The sequence below is a fragment of the Mucilaginibacter sp. genome, assembly GCF_028287845.1.
Classification (GTDB): Bacteria; Bacteroidota; Bacteroidia; order Sphingobacteriales; family Sphingobacteriaceae; genus Mucilaginibacter.
Genome location: NZ_JAQBOW010000152.1, coordinates 1 through 24,871 on the forward strand (window position 1 = coordinate 1; position 24,871 = coordinate 24,871).

The following is a 24,871-nucleotide window of genomic DNA, read 5'->3' on the forward strand; positions in this document are numbered from 1 at the left end:
TAAGGATCCACATCAGGCTGAACCACACTGCCCTTACTCAATTTAGTAGTTTGAAACTGGGTGATCACATCCCGGATGGTAGCCTTCACTTTATTAATTGATATACCATCCTTTTCAAATTTCAGCATAATGGATTGTATATAATAATTACGAATACGACTCACTAACGGAACCTGCGGACCCATTACCCGCTCTTCGCCAAAGTGTTTGCGCAATTCTGCACCCAGGTACGTTGCCTGGTTATGCAATATCTCGGGGGTTTTGTGTTTTATATCTAAATTAATAATGCGATAGAAGGGCGGATAATGAAAACTTTTGCGCTCTTCCATTTCTGTAAAGTATAAGTCGCGGTAATCATTCTCTATTACTTGTTTTATTACCCTATGGCCGGGATCATACGTTTGTATCACCACTTTGCCTTGCTTGCCTCTGCGGCCCGCCCGGCCGCTTACCTGGGCCAGCATTTGATAGCTACGCTCGTTGGCACGATAATCCGGGAATTTTAACAGGCTATCGGCATTAATAATACCTATAACGGTTACATCAGCAAAATCAAGTCCCTTGGCTACCATTTGTGTGCCTACCAGTATATCAATTTTTTTCTCCTCCAGATCATTCAATATGTTTTGCAGGGAATTGCGCGATCGGGTGGTATCCAGGTCCATACGGGTTATGCGTGCTTCAGGAAGTATCAGGCTCAATTCGTCCTCTACCTTCTCTGTACCAAAACCTTTATATTCCAAATGGGTAGATCCGCAAGCCGGGCAAAAAGCAGATGTATCCTCTTTATAACCACAATAATGGCAATGTAGTTTACCGCTATGTTTATGATATGTAAGGCTTACATCGCAATTAATACATTTAGGAGTATAGGCGCATATTTTACAAAGCAAAACCGGAGCATATCCCCTGCGATTCTGGAACAATATAACCTGTTCTTTATTGGTAAGCGCTTGCTGTATATCCAGCATCAGCACACTGGTAAAATGCGATTGAATAGTTTTCTTTTTCGTCTCTTCGGCAATGCTAACCACTTCAATAGTGGGTAATTCTACACCACCATAACGCTCTGTTAATTCGGCAAAGCCATACTTGTGGGTACGGGCATTAAAATAGCTTTCGAATGATGGCGTTGCCGAACCCAGTAACACCTTACCCTCATGCATATTGGCTAAAAAAATAGCTGCGTCGCGGGCATTGTAGCGGGGAGCAGGATCAAACTGTTTATACGATGTTTCGTGCTCTTCATCAACTATAATTAAACCCAGATCAGCAAAAGGTAAAAATACAGATGAACGTGCGCCCAACACCACTTTATATTCATTATTAAGCACCTTTTGCCAAACTTCTACCCGTTCATTATCATTAAAACGGGAATGGTAGACACCAATACTGGCGCCAAAATATTGGCGCAGGCGTTCTATAATATGTGTAGTGAGGGCAATTTCAGGCAACAGATAAAGCACTTGTTTGCCTTGTGCCATCATTTCCTCTATCAGGCGGATATATATCTGCGTTTTGCCTGATGAGGTTACGCCATGCAATAGTACTACATCCTTTTGTTCAAACTGTTGTTTTATATGGGTAAGCGCGTCTTGTTGTTGCGTACTTAGTTCAAACTTGCTGAATATATCCTCATCTTCAAAATACAGGCGACTTACATTCTTTTCTTCAGCAATAAATATCTCTTTTTCAATTAACGAAGCAATGCTTGCGGTGCCTGCCCCGCTTTCTTCTATCAGCTCGTTTTTTGATATAGTTTTTTGGTGACGGGCCAGCTTAATATAAGCCAGTACCGCGTCGGCTTGTTTTGGGGCACGTTTCTCTAACATACCAAACAGTTCTTTTAAACTATCCTGACCCTGGTATACAGGATTTAAGGTAAGAAAAGTGCGCTTGCGGGGCTTATATTTATCACTTACCTCTTCGGATATATTGATAATGTTTTTTTCGAACAATAATTTCAATATGGGCATTACTGTTTTTTGCCCCAATAATTTTGCAATATCACTGACCGTTAACTCTGGTTGAATATCGAGCGCTTCAACTATCAAAAATTCTTTATCGTTAAGTGCGGCTTTATCGTATTCAAACCCTTTATTAAGCACTATCTTGGTTTCGCTGGCCAGTTTTAATGCTGATGGTAAAGCGGCGTTCATTACTTCACCCTCGTTACACATATAATATTCGGCAAGCCATTTCCAGAATTGAAGCTGGCGTGCGGTTACAACGGGGCGTTCATCCAAAATATCCAGCAGATATTTTGCTTCATATTTTTCTGGAGCTTGCTCTGTAATGGCAGTAATAACAGCGGTATAAAGCTTGCTTTTACCAAATTGCACCACTACTCTTTTGCCGGGAGCAACTGCATCATTAAGCTCAAAAGGCACCCTATAGGTGTAGTTTTTTGATATAGCTAACGGTAAAATTACCTCAACAAAAAATGTTTTACGATTGATGTATGGTGCCTCTGCAAACTCTAACATAATTTATTTGCCCCTCATCGCGGCCAATGCAAGCGTTATCCAGCCTGCCATAAATAGCAGCCCGCCAACAGGGGTTATTGGCCCCATTATCCATAACCAGCTCATATTTAAAAGGTCGCGGCAGGCCAAAAGGTATAATGAGCCCGAAAAAAAGATAATGCCGAATGTAAACAGGTAATAACTTGCGCTGATAAACTTACTTTTATTTTGCCCGAATGTTGAAAGAAACAATAAGGCAAAAACATGGTAAAAATTATACTCAACAGCCGTGTGCCATACCGCTAATTGTTGTGGCTCTATCAATGTTTTTAACCCATGTGCGCCAAAGGCCCCAGCCATAACAGCCAGCACACCAAAAACAGAAGCGGTAATTATTATTTGTTTATTCATCGGTTTTTAAAATGCTAAGTTAACCAATTGAAAGTATTACTTGAATGCATCGCTGTAAAAATCTACCTTGCAGCATAAACATGAGACGACTTATTATTATCACAATAATACTACTTATAGCCACAGCGGCTATAACGATTGTCTATTTTAAAAATTTAACCACGCCGGGTTCGCATACCGGCGAAACTATGCGCTCCATCCCCGATAATGCTGCCATTGTATTTGAATTTAATAATGATGATGGGTTTTATGATATTTTTAAGGGCAACAAACTATTTGCATCCGTAATTGGCGAGCAACAACTTAACGATTTAGATATATTGCGCAAACAATTGTTGGCAAATCCATCCATCCGGAAGTACTTTACTGGTCAAAACACGTTTATTTCATTACATCCGTCAAAAAATCATACTATAGATTTACTGCTTACCATAGCTGCCACAAAGGAGCTTAAGCCAGACGCCATAGACCAATTAACCAAACAAACAAATAAAGGCTTGCTGGTTACTCCGGTTTTATATGATGGAAAGAAAGGATATATCATTTATTCTACCAAAATTAAAAAGCGATTTTACCTGCTAGCTAAGGAAGAGGGTATTTATTCGGGTAGTTTTTCTAAGGACCTGGCAGATCAATGCGCTAAGTATATCCCGCAAAAGGATAAACAAGTTTTTTTGGCATTACCAGAGCAGCAAAGCTCTAATTCGCTGGCTAACCTGTATATAAATTACAGTCAGTTAAACCCTTTATTTGAGCAACTTTTTAAAAATAAGAATACGGATATTTTTAAAAGCTTCTGCTTACTGCCGGCCCTGGCCGCACTTAACTTAAATTTTAAAAGCGATGCTTTGTTATTTACCGGATTTTCAAATATACAGCATAATCAGGCCGCTGATTATTTAAGCCTGTTTACAGGTCAACAACCTGTTTCTAATCAAATAAAAGATATTTTTCCGGCCACTACTGCCTACAGTATATGTTTTGCCGTTTCTAACCCTAAAAAGTTTAAGGCCGACCTATCCGACTGGTATCTAAAAGCCAGGCTTCAGCATGCAAAAGATTCAATATTTAATAAAGTAAAGGCAGAGACAGGCATTAATTTAATAGCCGAGTTTAACCAGGTGCTTAGTAATGAATTTGCAGTAATTACAACACGATATATGGAAAAATTTGCCATCATAACATTAACTGACGGATCTGCGTTTAGGCCGGTAATGCAAAATATCAGTAAAATGACCAGTGATGGTATGGGACAATTGAATTATAGCAAATTGCCTTTTTTTTTATTAGGCGATGCTTTTAGTCAGTTTAATCATCCCTGGTTTATGATTATTGATAACTATTTAATTTTAGCTAACAGCGAAACCGAGCTAAAGAGCTATTACGATACATATATAAACCGAAAGTTTCAAAGCAAAATGCCACAATATGATCAGTTTAATAACCTTGTAGCCGAAAAGAGCAATGTAACCTGGTACATTAATTTTAAAAATGCTCAGCCCATTTTAAAGAGGGATCTTTATAACGAATATTATGCCGCATTTGAGCATAATGAACCGGGATGGAAAAGCTTTTATGCTGCATCATACCAGTTAATTGCCGCTGATAAAAATTTTTATACCAGCTTTTGTATAAATCTTAACCAGGTTGATAGTACAACAGTTAAAAATACCCATAAATAATACCCACTTATTTAACAGGTTAACATTAACTAAAATGCAATTAATTGAATTTATTTTACGAATAGTTGATTTTGAGTTTTATCTTTAGAGAGTCATTGTTTTTTCTTGATTGGTTATAAATTGATTATAGATGAAGAAAGGTTTATTAATTTGGTGCTTCTTTTTACTTACAGTTAAAGTTTTTGGTCAGCAATATTCTCAATATAACACCGGGTCATTATATGAGTCTTTTGAAAATCCATCAGTAAGAACATTTATACCGGATACAAGCAAAAATTTCTCATTCAATTTTTTAATACCAAATTTTAATGCAAATTTTTATTTAACCGGCAATGCGCAGGAAGCATTAAAAACAAGGGCATTCTCATCTTATTATAACACAGCCGGCTTACAAATAGGTAAAGGCCAAAACAATCATTTATATCTTAATGCCAATGTTTATTCGGTAATGTTTAAAATGTTTTCCAGTGCAAATGGTAATCAAGAGGTTGGCTTTTTTGTAAATACCAAAACAGAGGCGAGTGGCGTAGCAAGTGATGAGTCTGTTGCGCTTTTTAATGGCTATTCTAATTTCCCTAATAATACTTATAATAATATTTTTAACGGTAATATTTATTATCAGGTCTATCATCAAATTGGGGTAACCTATCGTGAACAGGTTAGTAAACGATTGGCCATTGGTATAAAATTTAGCGCGTTGTCTGGCCTATCATACAAAAAATACAGTATCGACAAATCAAGCATAACTTTTGATAAGGCGAATGATGCAGCAACACTTTCTTTGCAGGGAACCGGCTATTCAAACGGAACGGCGGGCCAATCAGGTATAAGAAGCATTATTCCTACTTTTTTAAATCCGGGTGCTGCAATAACCTTAGGTGCTTCATATGTTGATGAAAGTGGTTATACCTGGCAGGGAAATATAAAAGATGTTGGATTTATTCATTGGAACAGCACCTCATCAATTTCTTCTTTTAACACCAGCAAACAAATTACAGGCTTATCATCTTCTGACCGGGAAAACAATGTTATAACTCAAGCAGACAGTGTTACAAGTTCCGGCCAGGTAAAAAAGAGTTTTACTTCAAAAACAAATGGCTTGCTGGAGTTAAGCATAAATAAAACATATTGGCTAGACGGCGAACAGCAAATTAAATTTTCTCCTACGCTTATTGCATCAAAAGAAATGTTTTATCCGGGCTTTACAGCCGCGTTGGTAACACCGGTACAACTTGGCAATTACATAATAAGCCTTACCTCATCATATAATGATTTAAAGTTGTTTAATTTTGGTGGTCAATTTATGATAAAAAAGTATGATTCGGAATTTTTTATAGGTAGCGAACGGCTTTTTCAAACAATTAGCTTAATAAAAAATGCAGCACAAAGCACCGCATCAACTACACAGCCGCAATTTGTAACCAGCCAGGGTGCTTACTCGGGAATGGACTTTTATATAGGTGTTTCCTTTAAATTCGGATCAATAATTGAAAGCCGGATGAACGAAAGTTCAACTCCAAATGGCGACAAAGGGTTTATAGGCAAAATATGGGAGAAATTGTTTCATAAAGATAAAAACTACTAAGCCTTCTTTTGGGTCACTAAAAAATCTTTAAGATAATACGGTTCAAAATAAGCCACATCCACAAAATCGCTTTTAGCAAATTTTTCAGCAGCTTTTTGGGTCAAATAAGTTGCCGAATTAACAAAGCCTGATACAAATTGCGCGTTAGGATTTGGGCTCAACGTCTCCCGGCATTTTTCTGCACCATCACCAAAAAACAAAATCTTATTATTTTTTAATTGCTCGTTGAAACTTTGTTCATCAATAATTTCGGCAGCAGTTGGCTTTATAACATTACCCGCGGCATCAAACAAGGCAGTATAAACTTCCATTCGCCTGGCATCAATCATTGGGCAAAGCAGTGTTTGGCTATCAATATTACCCCCGGCAATAATGCCGTAAGCCATAGACGCTAACGTTTCAATAGCAATAAGCGGTTTATCCAATGCAAAACATAAACCCTTGGCTGTTGATACACCTATGCGCAAACCGGTATATGAACCCGGCCCGCTGCTTACCGCAACCGCGTCAATATCAGTATAACTCATATGTGCTATTACAAGCAACTCTTCAATAAATAAGGTAATTATTTCTGCGTGGATATTGCGCTCATCCAACTGCTTATAACCCAAAACCGCCCCATCTTTTGCCAAAGCAACAGAGCATACAGTGGTAGCAGTTTCAATTTGAAGTATAGTCATTGGTCATTCGTCAATTGTCATTGGTCATTGGTTATTGATTATCGGTTATTGGTGTCATTCGTATTTTTAAACACTTATCAAGTCCCTGTGACTAATGACCAGTGACTAATGACAAAATTAAGGTACCGGATCATAGCCATGCCCTCCCCACGGGTTACAGCTGGCTATACGTTTTAAAGTTAACCATCCGCCTTTAAAAGCACCATGTTTTTTTATTGCTTCAATACCATATTGAGAACAAGTAGGCGTATAACGACAGGAAGCACCTGTAAGCGGAGAAATAAAATATTGATATATCTTTATCAGCAACACGAATAAGGCGCCTGCTATAGCTTTAAATAAGTTTAATACCGCTCTCATTTTACAAGTTCGGTACTAAGTTGTGTTAAAAGCTTCTGCATCTTCTTTTCTATAAACTCATAGGCAGCTATTTCCTTACCTATGTATCCTACAGAAAATACAATTTTTTTATCGGCTGCATTAAGCACCTCATACAATTGCTGCTGCTTATTTAGCCGATAAACTTCACGCATACGCCTTTTAATTAAATTACGGTCGACAGCACGTTTATAACGCTTTTTTGAAACCGAAAATAAAATTTGCGCTGGAACCACTTGTGCGCCATCAACAATTAACCACGAAGCTTTAAAAGGATAACATAAAAAAGAAGAACCGTTATGATAAAGCTTATCAATAAGCTTTTTATTACATAACCGTTCTTCTTTTTTAAAAGTATGCATAGTTACTATATAATGAACCGAAATTTAATACAACCGGTTCATGCCCCCTTTAACGAAGGAAGTAACCGAAGATTTATGCTTTATGACGACCTTCGCTTGATACTGACAGTTTTTTTCTGCCTTTAGCTCTTCTTGCTGCTAATATTCTTCTACCATTAGCAGTTGACATGCGCTCACGGAACCCGTGCTTATTTCTTCTTTTTCTTTGAGAAGGCTGAAACGTTCTTTTCATGACTTTTTTTATTCTATTTGTTTTTTAAAACAAGAGCGCAAATGTACTGTAAATATTTAAATTTTCAAATACATTATACACATATTTGCTAACGAGCCTATCTTAATGTAATTTACCAGGAAATATCCTTTTTATGAAATCAATTATCCTAAGTGTGCTTTTAATTTTCCCGTTATGTGTTTTAAGCCAGAATGCTCAAAATCAGCATTATAAAATATATAGCACTTCTTGCAAAAGCAAATTAGTTTAAACGATATTGTTAATAACATGAATAAGGCCGATGTGCTATTTTTTGGCGAAGAGCACAATGACTCTATCGGCCATGTGGTGGAATACACTTTATTTAAAAAGTTATCAGAAAAATATCCCGGTAAAACTGCGCTTTCTATGGAAATGTTTGAAACAGATTGTCAATCTGTCTTAAATGAATACCTGGAAGGATTTATACGCGAAAAAGATTTAATAACAAGCGGGCGCGCATGGCCAACTTATAAAAATAATTATCGCCCAATGATAGAGCTGGCAAAAGCCAATGGCATACCTGTTATAGCAGCAAACTCGCCTGTACGTTACACACACATAGTAACAGACGGCGGCCTTAAAAATCTTCAACAATTAGATAAAGCGGCTTTAGCCAATTTACCACCCCTGCCTATTGACACGGCTACAGGATATTATTATGAAAAATTTCTAAAAATAATGGGCGGACATAGCGCCATGGGTGGTATGCAAATTTACCAGTCGCAAAATTTATGGGACGCAACTATGGGCTGGTCGGTAGCTAAATTCTTCAAAGGGCATCGCAGGTATAAGATCATGCAAGTTAATGGCGGTTTTCATAGCGAAGAAAAACTTGGAGCCGTTGCGCAGTTAAAAAAGTATGCCTCAAAAGCACGCATACTTAATATTGCAGCCTATGCAGATGACAACTTTAACAATCCCGACTGGAGCAAATACACCCCAATGGCTGATTATATTGTTTTAACAGACACTAAATAGTTTTAAGCTAATTTACTTCTGCTTCGCTAAAATATCGCGTATATCTGTAAGTAATATTTCTTCTTTTGTTGGTGCAGCCGGTGCGGCTGGTGCGGCTTCTTCTTGCTTTTTTAAGGAGTTAATACCTTTTACCATTAAAAAAATACAAAATGCTACAATTAAAAAATCAATAACATTATTAATAAATAAACCATAATTAACAGCAGTTTCGGGGATTTTTCCTACTGCCGGCTTTATAACATATTTTAAGTCTTTAAAATCAATGCGCCCTACCACAAACCCTAAGGGCGGCATAATAATATCAGTTACCAGCGAGGTGACAATTTTGCCAAAGGCAGCGCCAATAATAACACCTACCGCAAGGTCAACTACGTTGCCGCGCATGGCAAATTCCTTAAATTCTTTTACAATGGCCATAATTTTAAGTCATTTTATTTAAAGTTATTAATAAATTACAGATGGGTACAAACAAATATTATTTTTTTGGCATTTACTTGTTAAATGTTTTCCTTTTTAACTAAGTTTTAAAGTTATAGGTAATTGATGTAGATTTGCCTTGATCTAATTATGCTTAAACAGAACCTCCAACAAAAACTTTTACAGAAGCTATCGCCTCAACAAATACAATTTATTAAATTGTTGCAGGTGCCTACGGTATCGTTAGATACCCGTATAAAAGAGGAGTTGGAGGAGAATCCTGCACTTGAGGATCTGAGTTTGACTAACTTAAACGAACCCGAAGAACAATACCCAGACCGCGACCCCGACGAAGACAATTTTAACAGCGACGAAGAAAGAGGTGAAACGGATGAATTTAATATTGACGATTACCTGCAGGAAGATAACGTAAATGAATACGGATCGCGCTATGACCAAAATGGCGATGATGATGAGGATAACAAAGAAATACCGTTTGCTGTACAAAGCTCGTTCTTTGAGCTTTTGCAATCGCAGCTGGATATGCTTCCATTGTCTGATAAAGACTTTAAAATAGCTAATCAGATTATCGGCAGTCTGGATGATGATGGTTATCTGCGCAGACCAATAACCTCGCTTACAGATGATCTTGCTTTCTCTCAAAACGTGATGGCCGAGGACGAAGAAGTGGAAGATATGCTGAGGCTGATACAAACTTTTGACCCTGCGGGGGTTGGCGCCCGTAGTTTGCAGGAATGTTTGTTAATACAATTACGTAAAAAGGATGTTAATGATCCTATTATAAAAAAAGCCATTAATGTAGTTGAGCATTACCTGGATGAGTTTACCCGCAAGCATTATGATAAGCTGGAAAAATCACTGAACATGAATTCGATAGAATTGCGCGGGGTTGTAAATGAAATTTTAAAGCTCAACCCTAAACCAGGCGACTCGAACGAGGTTAACAGCAAGCAAATGCAGGTTATTCCTGATTTTCATATCAAGAATAGCGATGGTGTATTGATACTTACATTAAACTCCAAAAATGCTCCCGAATTAAGAGTGAGCCGCTCTTACCAGGAAATGTTTCAGCATTATGATAAGGCATCGCAAAAAGATAAAAAACTAAAGGAAGCAGTACAGTTTGTTAAACAAAAACTCGACTCGGCAAAATGGTTTATTGATGCTATTAAACAAAGACAGCAAACCCTGTTAAAAACCATGAACGCCATAATGCAATACCAATATGAGTTCTTTTTAACAGGTGATGACAAGAACTTAAAACCAATGATCCTGAAAGATATTGCCGACCGTATAGGCATGGATATCTCAACAGTTTCGCGTGTTGCCAACTCCAAATACGTACAAACAGAGCATGGTACTTATTTATTAAAATCATTCTTCTCTGAAGCTATTCAAACAGAAAGCGGCGAAGAAGTTTCAAACAAGGAAGTTAAAAAGATACTGGAAGAACATATAGGCAAAGAAGATAAGCACCACCCGCTTGCTGATGAAAAGCTAACCGATATACTTAAAGATGCCGGTTACAATATTGCCCGTCGTACCGTTGCCAAATATCGCGAGCAAATGAACATTCCCGTTGCAAGGTTAAGGAAAGAGTTGTAATAGTCATTGGTCATTGGTCATTGGTCATTGGTCATTGGTGAGAATTGCTTGTTAATTTGATTGTTTTAAGTTATAGTATTGTTATTGGAAAAAAATAACTAATGACTAAATTAATGTTGCGGGCAGGTTACTTTATAACGGTTGTTTAGCAATAAACCTATTACAATTTCATGCGTGCCATTACTTACCGTATTTAATGTAGATGTGGTGATATCATAAGAGTAACCAATATTAATAAATGAGCTTAAATTAAAGCCGGCCAGTATGCCAAATGAATCGCCATGACGGTATGAACCACCTAACCAAAATTTATCCTGAAAAGACGCTTTTACATTAATATCATAAGTTAACGGAACAGGCTGTATTTCTTTAACTAAAAAAGATGGCAACAACGTAATATCATCTGATAGATATAGTTTTGTACCTGCTGTTAAAAAATAATGTGGTACGGTTTTACTAACGTTTACCGCTGTATTTGAGGTGCTGAAATATAAATTTTGCGGTAATAATTGCTGTACCGATGCACCTACATAATAAGCGCCTGAATACAACCACAATCCGGCACCCAGATCAGGTTTCCATTGGCTATTATTACCATTGGTTATAGCAGGATCAAACGGGGTTGCTAATGTAATTTGCGAAGTATTTAAACTAATATGGTTAACGCCTGCCAATACCCCTACGGCTAAATTTAATTGTGGGGCCAAACCAATATGATAAGCATAAGTGGCGTCTATATTTGTTTGCGTAATAGGTCCGGCCTTATCCGTTACTACCATAATACCAACACCATGATGGGGTTCAGAAGCACGGTAATCCTGTGTATATAACCTGCTTGATGGGTTTGTGCCCCCTCCTCCCGGGAAAGCTGTAGCATCTCCGTTCAAAAAACCGTTTCCTATTGGCAAATTAACCGTAAGATAGCTGGTCACAGGGGCGCCGTCCAGACCCGTCCACTGGCTGCGATAACCCAATTTAGCATCAGTATAATTTTCAATACCCGATACCGCTGGATTTAAGAGATAATTGTTAAATACATATTGAGTATACTGCGGTAACTGCTGAGCCGTCGCCATTCGGATACTAAAAACAATAAGAATAAATAAGTATAAAACCCTCTTCATTAGTAATTTATGTCACCTGCTTACTTGCACTACTGGCTTCAGTTGATAATTGGTATTTGTTGTAAGTAAATTAAAACAGATTTGTTCTAAATTATCACTAACAATAGTATTTTGACGAATATAGCTTTTCTAAAATTATCTTAACGTACTCAGTTACAAATTTTAACAAGCATATAAGCCACCCAGGGTAAATACAACGGCGGGTACTAGCTCATTACGGGCAATTATCCAATAACAGTAAGCAGCGCGGCATCTCCAACTTACACTATTAATTATATAACCGGTATGCTTATTGTTACTCCTATTGTTCGACAAATTGATGTGCCAAATGCCTTTACCCCTAATGGCGATGGGATAAAGAGTTGCATTTACTAATAATGGTTAGGTGGCCGATAATTGTAAATTTTAATTAAATACGGGATTTCCCTATTGCATCTAATTCAGCATAAGCAATTTGCAGTTTGTGAGCCAGGTCTTTATTTTCTTTTCTTAAATAATATATTTCAAGCGCGTTTTCAATATACATTTTCAGCTCGTCATTCTGCCATGGCTTAACCAGGTACTTATAAACCTGGCCCCGGTTTATGGCATCCATAACCGCGTTTATATCAGAAAAACCAGTCAATAATATTCTTATGGTATCGGGATATATGGGTAAGATCGACTCCAAAAACTCAATCCCCGTCATACCGGGCATGCGTTGGTCTGTTATAATAACCCCAATTTCCTGGCTATCCAATATTTTTCGACCCTCTTTTGCAGAAATTGCAGTAAACACTTCAAAATCACGTCTGAAAGCAGCTTTAAAGCTATTCAGATTATTTATTTCATCATCAATGTATAATACACCTATTGCCATAGTAAAATTTAACGGTTTGAGCAGCTATCTATTTAAAAAATTAAAAAATGCACTAAATTTTAATTTTCTGTGCATTTTTATAATATCTTTTTTTGAAAGCTGTTTGGTAAAAATGAAAAAAATATTGTTAATACTGTATGCTATTATACAAATTTCCCGGGCATTTGCTGCACAAACAGATACTTTAAAGATCAATGTAAAGGAAACTAAGTATTTAACACATCAATATTTTCTTGAATTAGAAGATCCGGATAATATTTTCACCGCAAAAGATATTATTCAAAATAATAATTTTCATAGCATTAGTTCTTCCTTTCCGCTTTTAAAATATTCAAAATCAGTAACCTGGTTAAAATTTACTTTAAAAAACAATACCGACCAACCCCTAGTAGCTATAACTATTGGTAAAAGTATAATTGACGATTTTGACATTTTTTTTGATGAAATTACCAGTCGTAATAATGATCATGTTAATCATCACATAAAACATTTATCATCTAAAGACCCGCAGTATAATTCTAATTTACTAACCCAGGGCGTTACACTTATTAATATACCCATTTTGCCCGATTCATCTAATACATTCTACGCCCGTATAAAAAGTAATGCTTCAACCGTCATACCCATAGAAGTGCATAGCTCTTCTCAATTTTTGCAAAAACGCAGTATTGATAATATGATAAGCGGCGCTATTGCAGGTATGTTTTTAGTAATGGCACTTTATAACCTCATGCTGTTTATTACTGTAGGCGATAAAAGCTACCTGTATTATGTTATCTATATTGTTTTTTTAGGGTTAACACAATCATTATTATTAGGTTTTGGCAGCGCTTTATTACCGCACAATCTTAAAGCGCTAAACAATTATGTTACTCCGCTTTTAAGATCATGCTTGGGTTATTCACTGTTATTATTTGCAGGGGAGTTTTTACAACTAAAACAAAACATAAAACAATATTATCGGGTATTTCTATTCCTATACGTATTATATTTATTACCACTTATAGCAATACTCGCGGGCCAGGCACATATAGCTTATACGCTTATTACCGTGGCCGCGTTAACAACGTCATTAACATTATTATTTATTGTTGCTGTTCTTTACATCAAAGGATTTAAACCCGCCAAATTTTTTATGATAGGCTGGGGTTTATTTTTACTGGCTGTGTTAATTACTATTGGCCGTAATAACGGCTTGATACCTTACAATTATTTTACACTTAATATAATTATATACAGTGCATTAATTGAATTGATATTATTCTCGGTCGCACTGGCAGATAAGATAAATTTTTACCGGCATCAAAACACACAATCGCAACAGGCGGCTCTTACTATTGCTAAAGAAAACGAGCGATTAATAACCGAACAAAATATTTTTTTAGAAAACAAAGTAAAAGAGCGAACGCAAGAGCTTATACAAACCAATCAAAACTTATCAATAACTATTGATAACCTAAAATCTGCACAAATGCAGTTAATTGAAACAGAAAAGATGGCATTATTGGGCCAACTTACCGCCGGTGTAGCTCATGAAATTAATAACCCCATAAACTTTGTAAGCGCGAACGTTAAACCCCTGCGTGTTGATTTTGATGAGATATTTTTATTGCTTAATAAATATGATGAAGCTGCAAATAATCCAGGTAAATCCAAGTTGCTAAATGACGCCAATAATTACAAACAAACTATAGATGCTGATTTTGTTAAAAGCGAGATAAAAATTTTATTAGATGGCGTAGAAGAAGGAGCCACCCGCACAGCAGAAATAGTACAAAGCCTGCGCACCTTTAGCCGTATGGATGAGTTGGTTATAATGCCCGCTAATATAAACTCGGCTATATTAAGTACCTTAATTATATTAAGAAGCTCCATTCCCTATTATATCGAAATAAAACCCCTATTAAATAAACTTGAACCGTTAAATTGCTATTCGGGTAAAATTAACCAGGCACTTATAAACCTCATTAATAACAGCATACAAGCAATAAAAGCAAAAGAGGGACATGAAAATGAGAGCATAATTATTAAAACCCAAGATCAACCCGATCATATATTGATAGAAATTACTGATACCGGAATAGGAATGACCCCGGCCGTAAGGCAACGTATATTTGAGCCTTTTTTTACAACAAAAAATATTGGTGATGGTACAGGGTTGGGCCTCTCCATTGTATTTGGAATTATTGAAAAACACAATGGCACCATCCTGGTAGAATCTATACCTGGCCAGGGTTCAACATTTACGGTAACACTGCCTAAAAGTTTAAAAAGCGATATTGAAGAACCAACCTTCTAACTCACCCTTTTACCTTTAAGCAGCATATTCATTGCATCATTTAATGAACCGGCCCTGGTAACCTCGCCTGAATTAACGAAGTAAATCTCGTCAGCATTTTCTATTGTATTTAAACGGTGAGCTATAATTACACGGGTAGTATGCCGCGGTAAATTGTTTAAAATTTCGCCTAATAGTTTTTCGGTTATGGTATCAATGTTCGCGGTGGCTTCATCTAATATTAACAGGTCCGGGTTACGTAATACTGCCCTCATAAAAGCTATTAATTGTTTTTGGCCCAAACTAATACTATCCCCACCCGATAGTACTTTTGTATCTAATCCGCTCTCAAAGATGGCTAACAAATTACCCAGGTTAGCATCGGTTATAACTAGCTCCATCTGTTCGCTGGTATGATCTTTATAAAGCTCATTTCCATATAAAATATTCTCTCTTACGGTCCCCGTAAATAAAAATGGCTCTTGTAAAATAAAGCCTATTTTTTTTGAACGCTCATCAGCGTCGTAGCTTCTTATATCCCTGCCGTTAAGTAATACCATCCCCTTGTTAGGATCATATAAGCGGGCAATTAATGACGCGGTTGTAGTTTTACCGCCTCCCGTAGGGCCAACTAATGCATAGGTTTTACCGGGCTCCAGTTTAAAGCTTACGTTGTGTAAAATTTCGTTGCCGTCTGTATACCCAAAGTGCACATTTCTAAACTCCAGCAGCGTGGTTGTAGATTCTGCAAGTACATTATCAACATTAACCAGGTTGGTTTCTAATCCTAATATTTGCGATATCCTGTCCCATGCGGCCATAGCCGTTTGAAAATTGGCCCATAATGCTGCCAATTGCCTTAAGGGGTTATAAAATAGCGTTACGTATGATAGGTAAGCAATTAGCAATCCTATAGAAAAATCGGTGCCGATAAGGTAGATACCGTAAACCAATACCGTTAATTGTGCTATGCCGGAGAACAAGCTATATACCGGCATGAAAACATTATTAGCCAGGCCGGCACTGATAGCCGTTTTATAATTTTGCTGATTAGCGCCATCAAACCGCTTCCTGAAATAATCGCGGCGATTAAAAGCGATGATAACTTTAAAATTGTTTAAGCTCTCCTGTATCTCGGCGCTCATCCCCCCTACGCTCTTCAGGTTTTTAGCATTAGTTCTTTTTACCCAGGGCGATACAATAGTAGTAAATACCAATATCAGCAACATAGGGGCAACCGCAGCCACACCAAGCTGAATATGGATAGTTAATAAAAACACGCCCGCGCCCGCCATGGTAGCAATGCTGCCAATAAACTGTACTAATGATTGCGAGAAAAACTGGTTCAGTTTATCCGTGTCATTATTAACGCGCGATATCAGGTCGCCGGCTTTGTTCTGATTAAAAAAATCAACCGGCAACAATTGTAGTTTATTAAATATGGCATTGCGCAACGTAAATAACATACGCTGCCCTACCCCGCCCATTAATTTGGTTTGCAAATAGCTGGTTATTAACCCCACCAAATACATAGCCAGCAATATGCCCGAGAACATCAATACACCCTGGTACTGTTTGGTTTGCACATATTTATCAATAGTGTACCCTACTATAAATGGCCCCAGCAGGTTTAAGGTTGAATTAACCAGGATAGTGATGGTTGCCAGTATCAGCGTTTGCTTTTCGTGCGCTATTAATTGCAGCAGCTTTTTAAGCGCGGCAAGCGTCGACGTTTTTTCTGCCTGCTCTGACAGGTTGTTCAAATTATAATTCATAATTGCTGGTGCTTTGTTGTGAATTAAAAATTTGTACATATTCGGGACAGATATCCATCAATTCGTTATGTGTGCCACCTGCAATAATTTCGCCCTGCATCAGCAGGATAATCTGGTCATAATGCTCAATGGCGGCTATTTTTTGTGTTACGGATAGCAAGGTAATTTCAGGATAGTTTTTTTGTACGTTGGCTAATATCTTTCGCTCAGTACTAGCATCAACCCTTGCGGTAAAATCATCCAGCAATAATATTTTGGGGTTAACCGCTAAGGCCCTTGCCAGCATAATACGCTGTTTTTGCCCGCCTGATAGGCTCGAACCGCGTTCAGACACTATAGTGTTCAATCCATCGGGCAAGCTTTCAATAAATTCTTTTAGTTCGGCGGTATCTATCGCTTTTTGTAATGATTCGTTGGTAACGGTATCGCTAAACGCAATGTTTTCGCGAATGCTCATGTTAAATATGATACTGTCCTGGAAAACAAAACCCACCTGGCTATGAAAAGCTTCACTGTTATAACTGTCAATGCTATTGCCGTCAAATTCAATTTCGCCCGCATTGGCCGGTATCAAACCGGTAAGCAAATATAATAGCTGTGTTTTACCCGCAGCCGTAGGGCCAATTATTGCAATTTTTGATCCGGCTTTTATAGATAGAGATATATCTTTAAGCGCGGGCTTTTGTCCGTAAATAACTGATACCTCTTTTAGCTCAATATTACCTTGCAAACTGGTGGTAATGGTTCCGTTATCTACCATGTCGGGCGCATTCAATACCGAGCTTATACGTTGATAGGACGCAGTTGCCTGCGCAATTATATTACTCATAAACCCAATTACCAGTATCGGGAATATCAGCATTGCTAAATAACTGTTAAAGGCAGCAAAATTACCCAGGCTCATGGTTCCGTTTATTACATAATGCCCGCCCAATGCCAGTATGGTTAAGGCTGATAGGTTGGCCGTAAATGTAATTACCGGGATAAGGCCGGCAAACATGCGTAATATAGCAAGCCCAAAATCCCTTGCCTTGGCATTGGCCTCTAAAAACTTAGCTGTTTCCAGGTTTTGCGAATTGATAACCCTTATAAGGGCCGAGCCCAGGATACTTTCATTTATAATCTTGTTTAACCAGTCTATAACCTCGCGGCTTTGTTTAAACAGTACCCTTACTGTTTTCAGCACATAAAAGAACGTACCGCCAATTATGGGGATGATAGCAATAACGGTTAAAGCCAGCCGCCAGTTAATGGTCAACAATAAAACGCTGGCACCTACAATTATTACCAGCGATGATATAATGGATACAATGGCTTGCGATACAAACAGTTTTATAGAATCGGTATCGGCGGTTAAATTGGTAAGCAGTTTTGATGGATTTGCCTGCTCAATAAAAGCATGGCTTTGTTTTGATATTTTATCAGAAAGCCGGGTGCGCAAATCTCTTGCAACACGCTCAGAAGCATAGGTCTGGATAATACTTTGCAGGTAACCAAATATAAAGATCAACAGTACCGCTACACCAAACTGGGTTATAATATGTTTAAAATCAAAATGCCCTTGTGTATAGGCATCTATCCCGGTGGCTATTATTTTAGGCAGTAATAAATTAATTCCATTGCTAAAAAGCGCGAACACCAGCAGCATGGTAACCATACCACTATAAGGTTTAAGCAGGCTGAATATCCCCGGCGGCTTTTTTTGATCTAAATTCTGTTTTTCTGGCGGCATGTATGTTTATTTGTCAAATATTATGCAATTGTTTGGAATCTCAATAACAAAGTAGACGATTGTGTAATTATAATATTTTAAAATGTGCAAATAAATTAAAAATGACAACAAAATTCGATACCGAAGCAGCATACATATTGGAAAATGAGCAAGTGTTATTACGTCCGTTAAAAGAAACAGACCTGCAGTTTTTGCTACCCTTTGCACTAAACGAAACAGATACCTGGCAATTCTTTCTTAAAAACGCGGCAGGCGAAGATGGCATGCGTACTTATGTCCACGAGGCCCTTGCCGCGCGCGAAACGGGTAAGGAATACGCTTTTATTGTGTACGATAAACGAACCCAACAATATGCAGGCTGTACCCGCTTTTATGATATCCAGCCAAATCATCAAACCCTGCAATTGGGTTATACCTGGTATGGTAAGAATTTTAGGGGAACAGGTTTAAACAAGCATTGCAAATTTTTGCTGTTACAGTTTGCGTTTGAGACTTTGGGCATGGCACGTGTAGAGTTTAGGGCCGATGCCCGGAACGAACGCAGCATAGCAGCTATGAAAAGTATAGGCTGTACAGTTGAAGGTATTTTAAGGGATCACATGGCACTGCCTACCGGTGGCAGAAGGGATTCTATTGTGTTAAGCATGTTGAAGAACGAATGGTTTGCAACTATAAAAGATCAACTTGGCAGCAAACTAAGATAAGTTCTCATTAAAAATAACTCAAAGCGTACCGCCTATATAAGGAGGCTCCAATAGGAGCCAAAATAGGGGTTGTCTTGTCTCTTCTATAAACAGGAAGCTCCTCCGGAGCAAGTATTGCTAAAACAAAGCGAACATTTGACTCCGGAGGAGTCTCCTGTTTATAGACAAATTTGTTAGAAATATTAGAAAGGCTCCATGGGAGCCTCCTAAATGGAGTGTATTATTATTTTTATGCATTTGCACAGTCCGAATAACATTTAATCAATAAAAGCCACCGCATTAAATTATATTTGCCAAAACATACTTTTATATATGAGCACAAAAATTACTATTAATAACAACGGGTCGGTAAAACTCGAAGGCGATTTTGAAATTGTAGATATGCAGGGCAATAACTACGGTTTGCAGGGCCGCACCGTTGTTTCTATTTGCCGTTGCGGCATGTCTGCCAATAAGCCGTTTTGCGATGGCTCACATAAAGGCCATTTTGAGCATAATGCAGTAGCATTTGATTTGCCTCCAAAGAAAGTTTAAACTCATAAGACTTACGAAGTTTTAAGTACTTCGTAAGTCTCAATAATCAACCTCTTGCGTTATTTCATCCACATAGGTTATCATGGCACTAAATATAGTGGCTGGCAAAAGCACCCGGGTGTATTAAATGTGCAGGAGGTGTTAGAGACCGCGCTTGGCGGTCTTTTAAAAAAACCCGTTACTATCATAGGCTGCGGCCGAACAGACGCGCAGGTACATGCCAGCCAGTTTTTCTTCCACATGGATGTAGAGAAAGAATGGAAGTTTGATCTGTTTTTTCGTTTGAATAAAATCCTGCCGGATGATATTGCCGTGTTTGATATTATACCGATGGACGGCTTACCCCATGCCCGTTTTGATGCCGTACAACGATCATACGATTATTTTATCCATGCTTATAAAGACCCTTTCTTAGGCGAATTCAGCTCGCTGTATTTAGAAAAAAACTGGGACCTGGAAAAAATGAAGGCCGCCGTTGCCCTGCTCCCATTATATAACGATTATCGTGGTTTTTGTAAAAGTCCGGACAGGAATGAGCATACCATCTGTAATGTATCTTCTGCCGCCTTATTTGCCGACGCGAGTGGCGACAAGCTGCGTTTTCAAATATCCGCCAATCGTTTTTTAAGCAAGATGATACGGATAATAGTTGGTAGACTGCTGGATATTGGTCGTAATAAAATGAGTGTGGATGAGTTTGAATCTTATCTCATCAGTAAAGAAACCCCTGCAATTATTATTCCTGCCTATCCGCAGGGATTATATCTTTCAAAAGTTACATACCCCTATTTGGATTTGGCACCTCGAAGTACGTTTGCTGTATTGAGAGATCAAGATAATGATTGGATAAAGATTTAATCCAACAGCCATCCTCCCCGAGCGTCTTTGCAAGGAACGAAGCAATCTCTACGTAGGACAATCAACTTTTATAAGTTCGTTACAACAAGCTTAATCCTCTCAAGAATTGATATGCTCTTGCTTTATAATAAAAAATGCCTAAATTCATTGCTATTACACCTAATTTAGAGACGTTACCTAATCCAGTTATCTTGAAAAACATCGTTTATAAAGCCGCAGCTTCACTCTTGTTTTTTACAATTTTAGATTCCTGTAAATCAAGCCCATCATCTGTTGCTAATACTAAAACTATATCTAATTCAATATCAAAAGTCGACGCTGCTAAAAATATAGATAGCTCTGAAGATTTGAGAGTTATTGTTAAGGATGATCCAGCCAATATCAATAAAAAATATTTAAGTTTAAAAGGATACCTCGATCTAAGATTAATTAGTAAGTCAGAATATGAAAATAAAAAATCAACGGTTGTTGATTATTTACTTCGGGACACGATAAATATTAAAAAGATAAAAGGGGTCATCGAACTACCTTATCAAAATGGCATTAAACGTTACAAAGATTTAGATGAAGGAGAAAATTATAATACTTATAAATATGTTGGTCAATTTCTTTTCTTTAATAAGTATTTAATTCATGGTGAATATGATGCAACTGAAAGTGGCGACTATAGTCTGATTGATAAAACAACTGGCGTAGTAACTTCTACATTTAAAGCATTCCCACATATTTCTAATGATAAAAAATATTTGATAGGTGTGATGTCAAACTTTGAGATGGATGCAACAGATCTGGAATTATATAAAATTAATGGAGACTCTGTAAAAACGATTTTAACTGTAAGCTTTAAAAACTGGCTACCACTCGATGATGAAAAAGCAATGTTTTGGGCAACAGATGGTTGTTTCTATGTACCGATTGCATATCCAAATATCTCCAACGAAAAAAACACATACTCTCACTATTTAAAAATATCGGTACTTTAGTCAAAGTCTTAATATCTGACTTGCGTGTATCGACATCAACCACATTTGATTAGCTTACGTAGAGATTGCTTCGTTCCTCGCAATGACGCGGCGGAGAAGGCATGGTCTACTTCCCCTTCAAATACAACTACTGCACAACTGATTAGCTTACTTAGAGATTATCAATAATATGTTTTGTTTTTTGTTGGAATTGATGAGCTCCCTACGGTCGGTTGTCTTCGTTCCTCGCAATGACGCGGTTTAAACTATTGACAATTAGTGTATTATCTTACTTCCCCTTCAAATACAACTCTTCCACCTTTTTCCTTGCCCAATCAGTTTTGCGCAGAAATTTCAGGCTTGACTTTATACTGGGATCTTCCAAAAAGCAATTAATGCGGATACGATAACCCAGTTCGGGCCAGCCGTATTTGGCTACCAACTCGTTGAGTATGGTTTCCAGGGTTATTCCATGAAGCTTATTGTTGGGTTGTTCCATTGGTTCATGGTTGATAGTTGATGGTTCATAGTATTGAAACCAAAAATCCATGATCTATCAACCATGAACCATCAACTAATAATTATCTGCTCGCGTTTACTATCGCGATAGCTTCTTTAGTAGCTTCGGTTAGCTCGGCATATTTTTTACCTTCCATAACGCCGGCGCTAATTAGCTGGCTACCCATACCCACCGCGCAAACACCTGCCTTAAACCAGCCGCCAATGCTTTCTTTGGTTAGCTCGACACCACCGGTAGGCATAAATAACAAGTTAGGGAACAATGTTTTTATGCTGGATAGAAATGCGGGGCCCAACATATTGCCCGGGAATAATTTAACCACCTTAGCACCCAAATTTTCGGCCCTTATTATTTCAGAGGGGGTCATACAACCGGGTACCCAAAGCAAATTATGTTTTTCGGCTACAGGTATTACTTCCTCAACCAATCCGGGGCTGATGATATAATCTGCACCGGCATCAACAAAAGCCTGTGCATCTTTAGCATTTTTTATAGTACCTACACCTAAATACATTCCGCCTAATTCTTTATCACACACTTCGCGCAGTTTGGCAAAGTTCTTTAATGCAGCTTCGCCGCGGTTAGTGTATTCAATAGTTTTAATGCCTGCTTTATAAAGAGCGCGCAATATTTCAATGCTTACTTCTTCATCCTTGTTAAAATATAATGGCAAAATACCCTGCTCAGGTATAAGCTTTAATATGGTTTCTTTCTTATCCATTTTAGTAAATTAATTGATGGGTAAATGTAGAAAGAAATATTAAAATACGGGGAATTTGAGTCGCCAAATAGTTACAATTGTTACGCAAACGTTTTCCTTTATTTTTCATTAAAGCTTTCGTAATTACTTAGGTTTAACGTACTTTTGGACACTTCTTATTAATCAATCATACAATATTTTATAAATTAATTTTTCATTTAAATAGAACACTAACGATGTCTAAAAAAGTCGTAACACTAGGAGAAATAATGTTGAGATTATCAACTCCTGATTTCAAAAGATTTGTTCAAAGCGACAGCTTTGATGTTACCTATGGTGGGGGTGAAGCAAATGTTGCAGCAGCACTTTGCAACTACGGATTAAACGGAACCTTCGTATCAAAAGTACCTGCAAACCCAATTGGCCAGGCAGCTATAAACCACTTGCGCCGTTATGGCGTTGATACGCAATTTGTTGCACGTGGCGGCAAACGTTTAGGTATTTACTTTTTGGAAACAGGCGCTTCTATGCGTGCATCACAAGTGGTTTATGACCGTGCGGATGCGTCCATATCAGAAGTTGATGCAAGCGAGTTTGATTTTGACAAGATATTTGAAGGTGCGGATTGGTTTCACACTACCGGTATTACCCCTGCACTTAGCGATAAAGCTGCCGCGCTTACTTTAGCCGCTTTAAAAGCCGCTAAAGCAAAAGGTATTACCACCAGTATTGACCTTAACTACCGTAAAAAACTTTGGAGCAAAGAAAAAGCCCGCCAGGTAATGACCGAGCTTTGTCAATATGTTGATGTTTGTATTGGTAACGAAGAAGATGCTGACACTACTTTAGGCTTTACCAGCGAAGGTACTGATGTAACCAAAGGCGAATTGAATTTGGATGGCTACAAAAGCGTTTTCAAACAAATGAAAGAGAAATTTGGGTTTAAATATATTGCTTCAACCCTGAGAGAGAGCCATAGCGCGTCTGACAACGGATGGAGCGCTTTGGTATATGATGGCACCGAGTTTTACCACACCAAACAATACGAAGTACGTATAGTTGACCGTGTTGGTAGCGGCGATTCGTTTGCAAGTGGCTTTATCTATGGTTTGGTTACCAAGATGAAAATGAGCGATGCTGCTGAATTTGGCGTTGCTGCTTCTGCAATTAAACACACTATTCCGGGCGATTTGAACCATGCTACTTTAGGCGAAGTTCAGGAACTGGTTAAAGGCGACGGTTCTGGCCGTGTACAGAGATAGGTAATAGATCATGGTTCATAGTTCATGGCGTATCAGCTATTATCTATGAACCATTAACCATGAACTAACATGATAATAGATACCCTGGCAAGTGCCGAAAAATATTACGGCCTGCATAAAAATTTTAAGGTTGCTTTTGAATACCTGGCTTCGCAAAACCTTGCGGCTTTAGAAGTTGGTAAATTCGAGATCGCTGATGGTGTTAAAGCCATTGTATCAGACAATGAAGGCAAAGCTGCCAAGGTTGCTGCCGAAAAGTTTGAGTGCCATAATAAAAACATCGATATACAGATTTGCATCCGTGGCAACGAAACCATTGGCTGGAAACCCCGTACAGATTGTACTGCCCCTAAAGGCGAATACAATGACGAAAAGGATGTACTATTTTATGCTGATGCGCCTGATATGCACTTCGCGTTAAAAGGTGGTCAGTTTGTTATTTTCTTCCCTGAGGATGTTCACGCCCCAATGATTGGCGAAGGCTTGATCAAGAAATTGGTGGTTAAGGTGACGATATAATCTCGAACATTAAGCATTAGCAAAAAAGGGCGCTGACCAATGGTCGGCGCCCTTTTTTTGTCAGTGTCATTAGACATTTTGATTTTGTTTCATCACCTCAAAATCAGTCAATACACAATTATTTGATTATCAATTAAATACATTAAAATCAACTATAAAAATACAGACGAATAAGTTGTTACATTTTGTTACATCACTTTTTCGCAA

24 protein-coding genes are annotated in these 24,871 nt (G+C 37.9%); 11 read left to right on the forward strand and 13 right to left on the reverse strand.

The genetic code is table 11. The features are described from left to right. Together priA and JWP71_RS14795 are read right to left on the reverse strand one after the other, a co-directional pair. Window positions 1-2,486 (reverse strand): primosomal protein N' (gene priA / locus JWP71_RS14790; RefSeq protein ID WP_299501470.1); only part of this gene is annotated, 2,486 nt, incomplete at its 3' end. Window positions 2,487-2,489: 3 nt separating this feature from the next. Next, a complete protein-coding gene (locus JWP71_RS14795) occupies window positions 2,490-2,876 on the reverse strand; it encodes a DUF423 domain-containing protein (RefSeq protein ID WP_299501472.1) in 387 nt (128 codons plus the stop codon). A gap of 80 nt (window positions 2,877-2,956) precedes the next feature. Between JWP71_RS14795 and JWP71_RS14800 the strand changes: the two genes are divergently transcribed. Further along, window positions 2,957-4,558 carry a hypothetical protein gene (locus tag JWP71_RS14800; RefSeq protein ID WP_299501473.1) on the forward strand — a complete coding sequence of 534 codons (1,602 nt, stop codon included), beginning with the start codon at window positions 2,957-2,959 and terminating at the stop codon, window positions 4,556-4,558. Between the two features lie 130 nt (window positions 4,559-4,688). Beyond that, window positions 4,689-6,143 (forward strand): DUF5723 family protein, encoded by a 1,455-nt coding sequence (locus JWP71_RS14805; RefSeq protein ID WP_299501475.1) that lies wholly within the window; start codon window positions 4,689-4,691, stop codon window positions 6,141-6,143. Here the strand turns inward: JWP71_RS14805 and tsaB are convergent. The 4 genes from tsaB to rpmH form a co-directional block, all read right to left on the reverse strand. Next, window positions 6,140-6,823, reverse strand: a complete 684-nt coding sequence (gene tsaB / locus JWP71_RS14810) for a tRNA (adenosine(37)-N6)-threonylcarbamoyltransferase complex dimerization subunit type 1 TsaB (protein ID WP_299501477.1) — start codon at window positions 6,821-6,823, stop codon at window positions 6,140-6,142. The genes JWP71_RS14805 and tsaB overlap by 4 nt on opposite strands. A gap of 117 nt (window positions 6,824-6,940) precedes the next feature. Continuing rightward, window positions 6,941-7,183 (reverse strand): membrane protein insertion efficiency factor YidD, encoded by a 243-nt coding sequence (gene yidD / locus JWP71_RS14815; RefSeq protein ID WP_299501479.1) that lies wholly within the window; start codon window positions 7,181-7,183, stop codon window positions 6,941-6,943. Then, on the reverse strand, window positions 7,180-7,563 hold the full coding sequence (rnpA, locus tag JWP71_RS14820; protein WP_299501481.1) for a ribonuclease P protein component: 384 nt from the start codon (window positions 7,561-7,563) through the stop codon (window positions 7,180-7,182). The genes yidD and rnpA overlap by 4 nt, the downstream gene beginning before the upstream one ends. 73 nt (window positions 7,564-7,636) lie before the next feature. Beyond that, a complete protein-coding gene (gene rpmH, locus JWP71_RS14825) occupies window positions 7,637-7,795 on the reverse strand; it encodes a 50S ribosomal protein L34 (RefSeq protein WP_175268754.1) in 159 nt (52 codons plus the stop codon). A 267-nt stretch (window positions 7,796-8,062) separates the two neighbouring features. Between rpmH and JWP71_RS14830 the strand changes: the two genes are divergently transcribed. After that, window positions 8,063-8,794, forward strand: coding sequence for a ChaN family lipoprotein (locus JWP71_RS14830; protein ID WP_299501483.1), 732 nt, complete (start codon window positions 8,063-8,065; stop codon window positions 8,792-8,794). Between the two features lie 12 nt (window positions 8,795-8,806). Here JWP71_RS14830 and mscL read toward each other — a convergent pair whose 3' ends face one another. Continuing rightward, window positions 8,807-9,211: a large-conductance mechanosensitive channel protein MscL gene (gene mscL, locus JWP71_RS14835; RefSeq protein WP_299501485.1), complete on the reverse strand. Its 405-nt coding sequence runs from the start codon at window positions 9,209-9,211 to the stop codon at window positions 8,807-8,809. A 150-nt stretch (window positions 9,212-9,361) separates the two neighbouring features. Between mscL and rpoN the strand changes: the two genes are divergently transcribed. After that, on the forward strand, window positions 9,362-10,837 hold the full coding sequence (rpoN, locus tag JWP71_RS14840; protein WP_299501487.1) for an RNA polymerase factor sigma-54: 1,476 nt from the start codon (window positions 9,362-9,364) through the stop codon (window positions 10,835-10,837). Between the two features lie 110 nt (window positions 10,838-10,947). Here rpoN and JWP71_RS14845 read toward each other — a convergent pair whose 3' ends face one another. Beyond that, complete coding sequence (locus JWP71_RS14845) at window positions 10,948-11,961, reverse strand: type IX secretion system membrane protein PorP/SprF (RefSeq protein WP_299501489.1); 1,014 nt, start codon at window positions 11,959-11,961, stop codon at window positions 10,948-10,950. A gap of 409 nt (window positions 11,962-12,370) precedes the next feature. Beyond that, on the reverse strand, window positions 12,371-12,820 hold the full coding sequence (locus tag JWP71_RS14850; RefSeq protein WP_299501491.1) for a response regulator: 450 nt from the start codon (window positions 12,818-12,820) through the stop codon (window positions 12,371-12,373). A gap of 112 nt (window positions 12,821-12,932) precedes the next feature. Between JWP71_RS14850 and JWP71_RS14855 the strand changes: the two genes are divergently transcribed. Then, a complete protein-coding gene (locus JWP71_RS14855; protein WP_299501493.1) occupies window positions 12,933-15,119 on the forward strand; it encodes a 7TM diverse intracellular signaling domain-containing protein in 2,187 nt (728 codons plus the stop codon). Here the strand turns inward: JWP71_RS14855 and JWP71_RS14860 are convergent. Then, window positions 15,116-16,873: an ABC transporter ATP-binding protein gene (locus tag JWP71_RS14860; RefSeq protein ID WP_299501495.1), complete on the reverse strand. Its 1,758-nt coding sequence runs from the start codon at window positions 16,871-16,873 to the stop codon at window positions 15,116-15,118. The two genes, JWP71_RS14855 and JWP71_RS14860, sit on opposite strands and share 4 nt — an antisense overlap. Further along, the gene (locus JWP71_RS14865) at window positions 16,863-18,605 is read right to left on the reverse strand and encodes an ABC transporter ATP-binding protein (RefSeq protein WP_299501498.1); all 1,743 of its coding nucleotides are present in this window, start codon (window positions 18,603-18,605) and stop codon (window positions 16,863-16,865) included. Before JWP71_RS14865 ends, JWP71_RS14860 begins: the two co-directional genes overlap by 11 nt. Before the next feature lie 101 nt (window positions 18,606-18,706). On the opposite strand from JWP71_RS14865, the gene JWP71_RS14870 reads away from it, so the two are divergent. From JWP71_RS14870 to JWP71_RS14885, 4 genes are all read left to right on the forward strand, one after another. Next, entirely contained in the window at window positions 18,707-19,309 is a 603-nt protein-coding gene (locus JWP71_RS14870; protein WP_299501501.1) for a GNAT family protein, read from the forward strand. Window positions 19,310-19,621: 312 nt separating this feature from the next. Beyond that, window positions 19,622-19,843, forward strand: a complete 222-nt coding sequence (locus tag JWP71_RS14875) for a CDGSH iron-sulfur domain-containing protein (RefSeq protein ID WP_299501503.1) — start codon at window positions 19,622-19,624, stop codon at window positions 19,841-19,843. A gap of 54 nt (window positions 19,844-19,897) precedes the next feature. After that, complete coding sequence (locus JWP71_RS14880; RefSeq protein ID WP_299501505.1) at window positions 19,898-20,701, forward strand: tRNA pseudouridine synthase A; 804 nt, start codon at window positions 19,898-19,900, stop codon at window positions 20,699-20,701. Window positions 20,702-20,835: 134 nt separating this feature from the next. After that, window positions 20,836-21,684, forward strand: a complete 849-nt coding sequence (locus JWP71_RS14885) for a hypothetical protein (protein ID WP_299501507.1) — start codon at window positions 20,836-20,838, stop codon at window positions 21,682-21,684. A 268-nt stretch (window positions 21,685-21,952) separates the two neighbouring features. On the opposite strand, the gene JWP71_RS14890 is transcribed toward JWP71_RS14885, so the two are convergent. Continuing rightward, entirely contained in the window at window positions 21,953-22,213 is a 261-nt protein-coding gene (locus JWP71_RS14890; protein WP_299501510.1) for a VF530 family protein, read from the reverse strand. Between the two features lie 31 nt (window positions 22,214-22,244). Next, window positions 22,245-22,904: a bifunctional 4-hydroxy-2-oxoglutarate aldolase/2-dehydro-3-deoxy-phosphogluconate aldolase gene (locus tag JWP71_RS14895; protein ID WP_299501511.1), complete on the reverse strand. Its 660-nt coding sequence runs from the start codon at window positions 22,902-22,904 to the stop codon at window positions 22,245-22,247. A 215-nt stretch (window positions 22,905-23,119) separates the two neighbouring features. Between JWP71_RS14895 and JWP71_RS14900 the strand changes: the two genes are divergently transcribed. Next, the gene (locus tag JWP71_RS14900; RefSeq protein ID WP_299501514.1) at window positions 23,120-24,145 is read left to right on the forward strand and encodes a sugar kinase; all 1,026 of its coding nucleotides are present in this window, start codon (window positions 23,120-23,122) and stop codon (window positions 24,143-24,145) included. Window positions 24,146-24,214: 69 nt separating this feature from the next. Further along, a complete protein-coding gene (locus tag JWP71_RS14905) occupies window positions 24,215-24,664 on the forward strand; it encodes a YhcH/YjgK/YiaL family protein (RefSeq protein WP_299501516.1) in 450 nt (149 codons plus the stop codon). Window positions 24,665-24,871: the final 207 nt, after the last annotated feature.